The organism is Pseudomonas sp. EA_105y_Pfl2_R69, from assembly GCF_963970915.1.
In the GTDB taxonomy this organism is placed as follows: domain Bacteria; phylum Pseudomonadota; class Gammaproteobacteria; order Pseudomonadales; family Pseudomonadaceae; genus Aquipseudomonas.
Genome location: NZ_CAXAOO010000002.1, coordinates 724,627 through 735,091, shown reverse-complemented (window position 1 = coordinate 735,091; position 10,465 = coordinate 724,627). Strand labels below are relative to the sequence as shown.

At 61.1% G+C, this 10,465-nt stretch carries 6 protein-coding genes and 1 pseudogene; 3 read left to right on the top strand and 4 right to left on the bottom strand.

Features of this window, described 5'->3' with window-relative positions:
* Positions 1–138: 138 nt before the first annotated feature.
* From AACY13_RS09255 to AACY13_RS09240, 4 genes are all read right to left on the bottom strand, one after another.
* Complete coding sequence (locus AACY13_RS09255) at positions 139–405, bottom strand: hypothetical protein (protein WP_339460937.1); 267 nt, start codon at positions 403–405, stop codon at positions 139–141.
* Between the two features lie 64 nt (positions 406–469).
* Positions 470–688, bottom strand: coding sequence for a hypothetical protein (locus AACY13_RS09250; protein ID WP_339460936.1), 219 nt, complete (start codon positions 686–688; stop codon positions 470–472).
* Positions 689–1,209: 521 nt separating this feature from the next.
* Complete coding sequence (gene narL / locus AACY13_RS09245; protein ID WP_339460935.1) at positions 1,210–1,848, bottom strand: two-component system response regulator NarL; 639 nt, start codon at positions 1,846–1,848, stop codon at positions 1,210–1,212.
* Positions 1,845–3,644 carry a HAMP domain-containing protein gene (locus AACY13_RS09240; protein WP_339460934.1) on the bottom strand — a complete coding sequence of 600 codons (1,800 nt, stop codon included), beginning with the start codon at positions 3,642–3,644 and terminating at the stop codon, positions 1,845–1,847. Before AACY13_RS09240 ends, narL begins: the two co-directional genes overlap by 4 nt.
* 236 nt (positions 3,645–3,880) lie before the next feature.
* Here AACY13_RS09240 and AACY13_RS09235 point away from each other — a divergent pair.
* From AACY13_RS09235 to AACY13_RS09225, 3 genes and pseudogenes are all read left to right on the top strand, one after another.
* A pseudogene (locus tag AACY13_RS09235) lies at positions 3,881–5,225 on the top strand (MFS transporter).
* Positions 5,164–6,579, top strand: coding sequence for a NarK family nitrate/nitrite MFS transporter (locus tag AACY13_RS09230; RefSeq protein WP_339460931.1), 1,416 nt, complete (start codon positions 5,164–5,166; stop codon positions 6,577–6,579). The pseudogene AACY13_RS09235 and the gene AACY13_RS09230 overlap by 62 nt, the downstream one beginning before the upstream one ends.
* A 104-nt stretch (positions 6,580–6,683) precedes the next feature.
* On the top strand, positions 6,684–10,454 hold the full coding sequence (locus AACY13_RS09225; protein WP_339460929.1) for a nitrate reductase subunit alpha: 3,771 nt from the start codon (positions 6,684–6,686) through the stop codon (positions 10,452–10,454).
* The last annotated feature ends 11 nt before the right edge of the window (positions 10,455–10,465 follow it).

Below are 10,465 nucleotides of genomic sequence, written 5' to 3'. Positions count from 1 at the left end.
CTGCGCGAACTACAGAATGGCCAGGGCGGTAAAGCCCACAACAGGCCGGATATACGAATGCAACCGCGCTGACGACAGGTGCAAAAGAAAAGCTTTGCCCACTACTTGTGGGGAGAGTCCATATACAGTTGTTAGGCATTACATGTACGCTGCTTTGATAAGCTCAACAATAGCGTTTGCTTCCGCTTCGGAAAGATAAATTTTGCCTGCCCCGTGGCTAAGTATGACTTCGCCTTCATGTTTATAAAAACCTTCAGCGGGGCTGCTGTCGTAGTTTTTTACGTACTTCATTGCGGTTTCTTTCGGGATTCCAATTGTCCAGCCTGCAACGATCCATACTCCGAGATTGTCGGCGGAAGCCAAAACTTGGTTAATGTTGCGTTCGAAAGAAATTTGACGACTCATAAATTTTCATGTGCCTTTTATAGTGTTGGTTTTGTGCGTGGATTTCGATTTTTTTTAAGCGGTATTACGCTCCGGCGCTAAATGTAATTTTGCTATCTTCGCGCTTGAATATTTCAAGAGCGAATGGTTGACCGAGTTTGTAGCAATCAAGGAGTGTATAGTCTTTTCCGGCAACTCCGCCTGCTTGAATAAATGAATTTTCGACGGTTTTCGCCATTACCATAAGCAGGTCTTCTAATGCGGTCATGTCTACGTTTTCGTAGTCTCTAATTAACTTGGTCATGGACTTTTCCTTGTGAGGTTACGGGGTTTGTGATTTTGCCTAACGTTAAATAGACACCAAATGGTGTGATAACGCTTTTACGGGCGTGGTGGATAACATTCCTTGTCCTTTCTGGCGGGCCTCTAGACTGGGCCTTGCAGCGGATGAGTGATCCCAAAAGGGAGTTATGCACCAAGACCGGAAAGCCTCGGTTACTCGGCCAGGTTCACCTGAGTCGAGACTGAGTTGAGGTTTGTTATATCGGTTTTTATCGCAGCAGTCACCGCCAAAGTGGCAAAAGGATGGCAGGTCTTTGAGCGCGCCTGCCCGTGCTGGAAACCGCTTTGCGGTTTGCCGCCCTACGCTGAGTACGCAGGTTTGGCTGCGGGCTTTGGGATCGGCTATATACCGGCTATGTGTTGCAGGATTGCATGACTTCCACCGGCGGCTGGGGCGTGATTGTCAGACGCTAAGTAGAGGAGGGGCAGGCCTTCACGTTGTAAAGAGAGAAGACAACGATGTTCCAACCACCTATGCAATCCCTAGCGCAAATGCTCCATCGCCCAAACCGCTGCCTCGACTCGCGAGCGCAGGCCGAGTTTGTGCAGCAGGTTTTTTACGTGAACCTTGACTGTGCCTTCGGTGATGCCGAGTTTGTGGCCGATAACCTTGTTGCTATGGCCGGCGGCGATGGTTTTCAGTACCTGGCGTTCACGGTCGGTGAGGTCGACCTGCGAGCTGGTGTGGGGCGAGCGCAGCGCCTGGGCGAGGATGCGGGTGAGGGTAGGGCTGACCACCAGGTTGCCTTGCAGGGCATCGCGAATCGACTGGATCAGCAGCTCCGGCTCCATGTCCTTGAGCAGGTAGCCGTCGGCATCCAGGCGCATGGCATCGCGAATATCGTCCTCGGAGTCGGACACGGTAAAGATCAGGATCTTGCCGGCAAAATTCAGCTCGCGTAGGCGCTTCAATGTCTGCAGGCCGTTCATCTGCGGCATGTTGTTGTCCAGCAGGATCAGCTCGGGCTGTAGCTGCTCGACCAGCTCCAGGGCCTCTTGGCCATGCCCGGCTTCGCCGATGACTTCCAGGTCAGCTTCGAGTTCGAGCAGCTGACGCATGCCGCGGCGCATCATCGGGTGGTCATCGACAAGCAGGATGCTGTGGCGAATCGGCGAGTTCATGCAACGCTACCTTCTTCTTGCCGCCCGAGAAATTCGGGGCGGAACTGCAAATGGATACGGGTGCCCGTGGGCAGCCGGGGTTCGATATCGAGTTGGCCATGCAGGCTGCGCGCACGCTCCTGCATGATGGTCAGGCCGTGGTGCTGACGCGGATCGAAGCCAGGAACCAGGCCGCAACCATCGTCCTCGACCGACAGCTCGACCTGTTCGCCGACCTGGCGCAGGTGCAGCCAGGCGTGTTTGGCCTGGGCATGCCGGGCGCAATTGGACAGCGCCTCGCGGGCGATCTGCAACAGATGGATCTGCTCGCTGGCCGAGAGCTGGAAGGCCAGGCGGTCGATCTGCAGCTCGGCGCTGAAGTCGCCACGTTTGGCGAATTCCTCCAGGGTGTCCTTGAGTTCCTGGTCGAGGCCGCCGTCCTGGATCTGCAGGCGGAAGGTGGTCAGCAGCTCGCGCAGCTGCCGGTAGGCGGTATTCAGGCCGTCGCGCAGTTCGTCGCTGACCGTCTCCAGGGTTTGCGCGCTTTCGCCGCGGCGGATCAGGGTCTGCAGGCGGCTGACTTGCAGCTTCATATAGGACAATGCCTGGGCCAGCGAGTCGTGCAGCTCGCGGGCGATGATGGTGCGCTCATCCAGCAGCAACAGGCGGTGTTCCTGCTCGCGCTGGCGCTTGAGCGACAGTGCCGTGCCGACCTGGTTGGCCAGGGCCTGGATCAACGCGGTTTCCCAGGTCTGCGGCTTGTGGCCGTCGCGGAAGTAGGCTTTCAGTTCGCCCAGGCTAATGCCCTGGTTGCTGATGACGAAGGTGGCCTGGTCGGGGTTGTTTTTGCGTTCGCAGGTGTCGCAATCGATGCGTGCGCAGATTTCCCGGGTTTCGCTGCCATGCAGGGCCAGCAAATGCTCGGCGGGGGCCTGGATATTGTCCTCCAGACACAGGGTCAGACGCAGGCCGGGCAGGCGCTGCTGGAAACGGTTGATCAGCTCGTCGAGGCGCTCGGCGTTGGCCTGGCGGGTGGCCAGGCTGCGGCTGCTCTGGTAGAGCAGTTCCAGCGCCGCATTGGTCTGCGCCAGGGTCTGGGTCTTCTGCGCCACCCGGCTTTCCAGGGTGCGGTGCGATTCCTCGATGGTCTCGGCCATGGCGTTGAAGCTCTCGGCCATCTGCCCCAGCTCGTCATCCGAGCGGAACTCGACCCGCGCGCCATGATCGCCGTTGCGAAAGCGTTCGGCGGCCCGCACCAGCTCCTGCAGTGGACTGATCACGTTGAGCTGCAGTTCGTACATGCCCACCAGCAGGATGATCACGGTAATCAGCAGGGCCGCGCCCTGGATGCTCTGTTGCCAGCCCTGTCGGCGCTCGCTCTGTTTCTGCAGGAGCATGACGAAATGCTCCAGTTGGGCGACGAAGCTTTCGCTGTGCTGCTGGAAGGCGCGCTTGTCGCCGCGATCAAGGGCCGGACGCAGCTGTTCCTGCCACAGCCGATGGATATCGCGGTAAGCGACGGGCAGTGGGGCGTTTGAGTGGCCGCTGATGTGCTGTTGCAGGCTGCCGTCCAGGCGCTGCTGCAGGTCGTCGCGCAGCACGGCGATGTCTTGCGGCGGTGCCGCGGCCTCCAGTTGCCAATTCAGGCGGTAGGTGGCCATGCGCAGCGAGCCGGCGGTATTGATCGCTGCGGCATCGTCCTCGCTGAACCAGGCGATCAGCCCGGCGCTGAGCGAGCTGCCGAGCGCCAATATGGCGATCAGGGTCACTGCCAAACCGGCTCTGACCGGCAGTGAACTGCGCATCCATCTCAACATCGCACTGACTACCTCTAAAGAACCCAGACGGCCAGCGGGGATGCCGGCACGGATTTGTATTGTTGGTAACTATCTGTTTTAAAAGGATTTTTATCAATAAAACCGGGCTACCACTTAAGAGGTAGGCGGGGCCAAGGCAGGCCAAAACCGCTCTGAGTTAATTGACCCAGGTCAAGTGAATCGCCCCCTTGCCTATCTAGTGTGCCGCCATGGTTAAGCGATTGAGGGGGTCCGCTATGGCAAGTCAGAGAACACAACAGGGTCTGGTTCTGGGCATGAGCACCCTGGCGTTCACCATCTGCTTCATGGTCTGGATGATGTTCGCCGTACTCGGCGTTCCGATCAAGGAGTTACTGCAACTCAACGATACCCAGTTCGGTTTGCTGGCCGCCACGCCGGTGCTCACCGGGTCCTTGGTGCGTCTGCCGCTGGGCATGCTCACCGACAGGTTCGGCGGGCGCATCGTGTTCTTCCTGCTGATGCTGGTCTGCGTGCTGCCGATCTACATGATCAGCCTGGCCACCGAGTACTGGCACTTCCTGGTCCTGGGCCTGTTCGTTGGCCTGGCCGGGGGCTCCTTCTCGGTCGGTATCGCCTATGTCGCCAAGTGGTTCGAAAAGCACAACCAGGGCTTCGCCATGGGCATCTTCGGTGCCGGTAACGCCGGTGCCGCGCTGACCAAGTTCGTCGCGCCGGCGATCATCGCCGCGGCCAGCTGGCAGATGGTGCCCAAGGTCTACTCCTTGATCATGTTTATCACCGCGCTGCTGTTCTGGTTCTGCACCTACGAGAACAAGGGCCACCGGGTGCGCAGCAACGTGTCTCTGGCCGATCAGCTGCGCAGCCTGAAAGACCCCAAGGTGATGCGCTACTGCCAGTACTACTCGATCGTCTTCGGCGGCTATGTGGCCCTGGCCCTGTGGATGACCAAGTACTACGTCGAGGAATACGGCTTCAACCTGCAGAGCGCTGCCTTGTTGGCTGCCTGCTTCTCCCTGCCGGGCGGCATCCTGCGCGCCATGGGTGGCTGGATGTCGGACAAGTGGGGCGCGCAGAGCGTGACCTGGTGGGTGATGTGGGTGAGCTGGGTGTGCCTGTTCCTGCTGTCCTACCCGCAGACCGAACTGATCGTGCAGACCGTCAACGGCCCGCAGACCTACAGCATTGGCCTCAATGCCTGGGCCTTCACCGCGCTGCTGTTCGTCGTCGGCATCGCCTTCGCCTTCGGCAAGGCCTCGGTGTTCAAGTACATCTCCGACGACTACCCGGAAAACATGGGTGCCATTTCCGGCATCGTCGGCCTGGCCGGCGGCCTCGGCGGCTTCATCCTGCCAATCATGTTCGGTGCCCTGGTCGACCTGACCGGCGTGCGCTCCTCCAGTTTCATGCTGATGTACGGCGTGGTCTGGGTCTCCCTGATCTGGATGTACTTCAGCGAAGTTCGCAAAACTCCCGTTATGGGCCTGGCCTCCGAAAAGGCCACGGTTCCTGCTTTCCTGCCGCTTGAAGGAGAATGAGCATGTCCGCAACCAAGAATCCCCCGGTCATCGGGCTGCCCAGCCAGGGACCGGTTATTCATGACTGGCGGCCGGAAGACCCGCACTTCTGGGGCAGCATCGGCAAGCGGATCGCCACCCGCAACCTGTGGATCTCGATCCCGGCGCTGCTGCTGGCCTTCGCCGTGTGGATGGTCTGGAGCGCGGTGACCGTGCGCCTGAACAGCATCGGCTTCACCTTCAGCAACGACCAGCTGTTCTGGCTGGCGGCGCTGCCCGGTTTGTCCGGTGCCACCCTGCGGATTTTCTACTCCTTTATGGTGCCGATCTTCGGTGGCCGTAGATGGACCGCCCTGAGCACCGCCTCGCTGCTGCTGCCGGCACTGTGGATGGGCTTTGCGGTGCAGGACACCAGTACCACCTACAGCGTGTTCGTGATCATCGCGCTGCTGTGTGGCTTCGGCGGCGGCAACTTCGCTTCGAGCATGGCCAATATCAGCTTCTTCTATCCCAAGTCGCAGCAGGGCACCGCTCTGGGCCTGAATGCCGGCCTGGGCAACCTCGGCGTCTCGGTAATGCAGTTCAGCGTGCCGCTGGTGATCGGCGTCGGCCTGTTCGGCGCGGTCGGCGGCCAGGCCCAGGAGCTCGGCGAAGGTAGCCAGTTGTGGCTGCAGAACGCCGGCTTTATCTGGGTGCCGTTCATCCTCGCGGTGGCCGTGGCGGCCTGGTTCGGCATGCACGACCTGACCAGCGCCAAGGCGTCCTTCAGCGAACAGGCGGTGATCTTCAAGCGCAAGCACAACTGGTTGATGTGCTGGCTGTACCTGGCCACCTTCGGCTCCTTTATCGGCTTCGCCGCCGGCTTCCCGATGCTGATCAAGACCCAGTTTCCTGGCGTCGATCCGCTGCAGTTCGCCTTCCTCGGCCCCTTGGTCGGTGCCCTGGTGCGCCCGCTGGGTGGCTGGCTGGCCGACAAGCTGGGTGGCGCGCGCGTGACCCTGTGGAACTTCGTGCTGATGATCGCGGCGGTGTTCGGCGTGCTGGCCTTTATTCCGGTAGCCGGCACCGCGGGCAACTTCTACGGCTTCCTGGCCATGTTCATGTTGCTGTTCGTCACCACCGGCATCGGCAACGGCTCCACCTTCCGCATGATTCCGGTGATCTTCCGCACCCTGCACGAGCGCAGCAGCGCCGGCCAGTCGGCGGCAATCAAGGAGCAGGCGATCAAGAACGCCGGCAAAGAAGCGGCCGCGGTGCTCGGCTTCAGTTCTGCGGTGGCGGCCTACGGTGCCTTCTTCATTCCCAAGTCCTTCGGCACCTCGATGGCGCTGACCGGCGGCCCGCAGATGGCCCTGTATGTATTCATCGGCTTCTACGTCAGCTGCATCCTGCTGACCTGGTGGTGGTACTCGCGCAAAGGCGCGGAAATCCCCTGCTAACGGAGCCCTTATCCGGCGCTGCGCGTCAGCGCCGGATTGCTGACAAATCGAATTATTGCGTGTGCGGGACGCAGATCCCGCGGCAAGCCTGAGAGGAAAAAGAGATGAGTCATCTACTCGACCAATTGCGTTTCTTCAACCGTAAGCAGGGTGAGTTCGCCGATGGTCATGGCGAAACCCGCATCGAGTCCCGCGATTGGGAGAACGTCTACCGTTCGCGCTGGCAGTACGACAAGATCGTGCGTTCCACCCACGGGGTGAACTGCACCGGCTCCTGCTCGTGGAAGATCTATGTGAAGAACGGCCTGATTACCTGGGAAACCCAGCAGACCGACTACCCGCGTACCCGCAACGACCTGCCCAACCACGAGCCACGCGGCTGCCCGCGCGGTGCCAGCTACAGCTGGTACATCTACAGCGCCAACCGCCTTAAATACCCCAAGGTCCGTAAACCCCTTCTCAAACTCTGGCGCGAAGCGCGGGCCACCATGGCTCCGGTACAGGCTTGGGCGAGCATAGTCACGGACCCGGTCAAGGCCGAGTCCTACAAGAGCAAGCGCGGCATGGGCGGCTTTATCCGTTCCAGCTGGGACGAGGTCAACGAGATCATCGCCGCGGCCAACGTCTATACCGTCAAGGAGCATGGCCCGGATCGCGTGGTCGGCTTCTCGCCGATCCCGGCGATGTCGATGGTCAGCTACGCCGCCGGTAGCCGTTACCTGTCGCTGATCGGTGGTGTGTGCCTGAGCTTCTACGACTGGTACTGCGACCTGCCACCGTCCTCGCCACAGGTGTGGGGCGAGCAGACCGACGTGCCGGAATCGGCCGACTGGTACAACTCCAACTACATCATCGCCTGGGGCTCCAACGTGCCGCAGACGCGCACGCCGGACGCGCACTTCTTCACCGAAGTGCGCTACAAGGGCACCAAGACCGTGTCCATCACCCCGGACTACTCCGAGGTGGCCAAGCTGACCGACCTCTGGCTGAACCCCAAGCAAGGCACCGATGCGGCGCTGGCCCAGGCGTTCAACCACGTCATCTTCAAAGAATTCCACCTCGACAAGCCGAGCGCCTACTTCACCGATTACGTGCGTCGCTACACCGACTTCCCGGTTCTGGTGCTGCTCAAGGATCACGTCGGTGCCGCGCCTGAGCTGAACGGCTACCAGCCGGACCGTTTCCTGCGTGCCGCCGACCTCGCCGACAACCTTGGCCAGGAAAACAACCCCGAGTGGAAAACCATCGCCCTGGACAGCGAAACCAATCAGCTGGTTTCGCCGCTGGGTTCGATCGGCTACCGCTGGGGCGAGAAGGGCAAGTGGAATATCGAAGCCCGCGAAGGCGGTGAGGGCCGCGAGGTCAAGCTGCAACTGAGCCTGATCGGTGAAGAAGTCGCCGAAGTCGCCTTCCCGTATTTCGGTGGCCAGACCCACGAGCACTTCCAACATGTCGCCGGCGAAGCCGTGCAACTGCGTCGCGTACCGGTACGCAGCATTACTTTGGCCGACGGCAGCCAGGCCAAGGTCGCCACCGTGTTCGACCTGTCGGCAGCCAACCTGGCCATCGACCGCGGCCTGGGTGGCGGCAACGTCGCCAAGGACTACGACGACGCCAGCGTACCGGGCACTCCGGCCTGGCAGGAGCTGATCACCGGCGTCAGCCGCGAGAAGGCGATCCAGATCGCCCGCGAGTTCGCCGACAACGCCGACAAGACCAAGGGTCGCTCGATGATCATCGTCGGTGCGGCGATGAACCACTGGTACCACATGGACATGAACTACCGTGGCCTCATCAACATGTTGATGATGTGCGGTTGCGTCGGCCAAACCGGTGGCGGCTGGGCCCACTACGTCGGCCAGGAAAAACTGCGTCCGCAGTGCGGCTGGCTGCCCCTGGCCTTCGGCCTGGACTGGAGCCGTCCGCCACGGCAGATGAACGGCACCAGCTTCTTCTACGCCCACAGCTCGCAGTGGCGCCACGAGAAGATGAGCATGCACGAAGTGCTCTCGCCGCTGGCCGACAAGTCGCAGTTCCCCGAGCACGCGCTGGACTACAACATCCGCGCCGAACGCGCCGGCTGGTTGCCGAGCGCCCCGCAGATGAACCGCAACCCGCTGCAGATCACCCGTGACGCCAAGGCCGCCGGCATGTCGCCAGTGGATTACGTGCTCAAGTCGCTGCAGGACGACTCCCTGCGCTTTTCCTGCGAGCAGCCGGACAACCCGGCCAACTTCCCGCGCAACATGTTTATCTGGCGTTCCAACCTGCTGGGCAGCTCGGGCAAGGGCCACGAGTACATGCTCAAGTACCTGCTCGGCACCAAAAACGGCGTGATGAACGAAGACCTCGGTAAGCGCGGCGGCTTCAAGCCGAACGACGTCGAGTGGGTGGACGAAGGCGCGATCGGCAAGCTCGATCTGGTCACCACCCTGGACTTCCGCATGTCTTCCACCTGCGTCTACTCGGACATAGTGCTGCCGACGGCGACCTGGTACGAGAAGGACGACATGAACACCTCGGACATGCACCCCTTTATCCACCCGCTGTCCGCGGCCATCGATCCGGCCTGGGAATCGCGTTCCGACTGGGAAATCTACAAGGGCATCGCCAAGGCCTTCTCCGCGATGTCGGTCGGCCAACTCGGTGTCGAGCAGGACCTGGTGACCATTCCGATGCAGCACGACAGCGTCGGCGAACTGGCCCAGCCGTTCGGCGGTATCGACTGGAAAACCGCAGGCGAGGCACCGGTGCCGGGCAAGAACTGCCCGAACATGACCGTGGTCGAGCGCGACTACCCGAACGTCTACAAGAAGTTCAGCTCCCTTGGCCCATTGCTCGACAAGCTGGGCAACGGCGGCAAGGGCATCAACTGGAACACCGAGCATGAGGTCGAGTTCCTCGGCGAACTCAACCACAAAGTGCGCGCCGAAGGCGTCAGCCAGGGCCGGCCACAGATCGAGTCGGCCATCGATGCCTGCGAGGTGATTCTCACCCTGGCACCGGAAACCAACGGTCACGTGGCGCTCAAGGCCTGGGCGGCGCTGTCCGAGTTCACCGGGTTGGATCACAGCCACCTGGCGATCAACAAGGCGCACGAGGCGATTCGCTTCCGCGATATCCAGGCGCAGCCGCGCAAGATCATCTCCAGCCCGACCTGGTCCGGCCTCGAAGACGAGAAGGTCAGCTACAACGCCGGCTACACCAACGTTCACGAGTTCATCCCATGGCGCACCATCACCGGCCGCCAGCAGTTCTACCAGGATCACCCGTGGATGCAGGCCTTCGGCGAACAGATGATGAGCTACCGGCCGCCGATCAACACCCGCACCATTGATTACGTCAAAGGCAAGCGGCCCAACGGCAACACCGAGATCGTCCTCAACTGGATCACCCCGCACCAGAAGTGGGGCATCCACAGCACCTACTCGGACAACCTGATCATGCTCACCCTGAGCCGTGGCGGGCCGATCATCTGGCTCTCGGAAACCGACGCCAAGCGTGCCGGCATCGAGGACAACGACTGGGTCGAGTGCTTCAACGCCAACGGTGCCCTGACTGCCCGCGCGGTGGTCAGCCAGCGGGTCAAGGACGGCATGGTGATGATGTACCACGCCCAGGAACGCATCGTGAACGTGCCCGGCAGCGAGACCACCAAGACTCGCGGCGGCCACCACAACTCGGTGACCCGCGTGGTGCTCAAGCCCACCCATATGATCGGTGGCTACGCCCAGCAGGCTTACGGCTTCAACTATTACGGCACGGTCGGTTGCAACCGCGACGAGTTCGTCGTGGTGCGCAAGATGGACAGAGTCGACTGGCTTGACGGCACAGACGACGAAGCCCTGCCACAACCCTTGCCACAAGACATTTGAGGATTGATGCC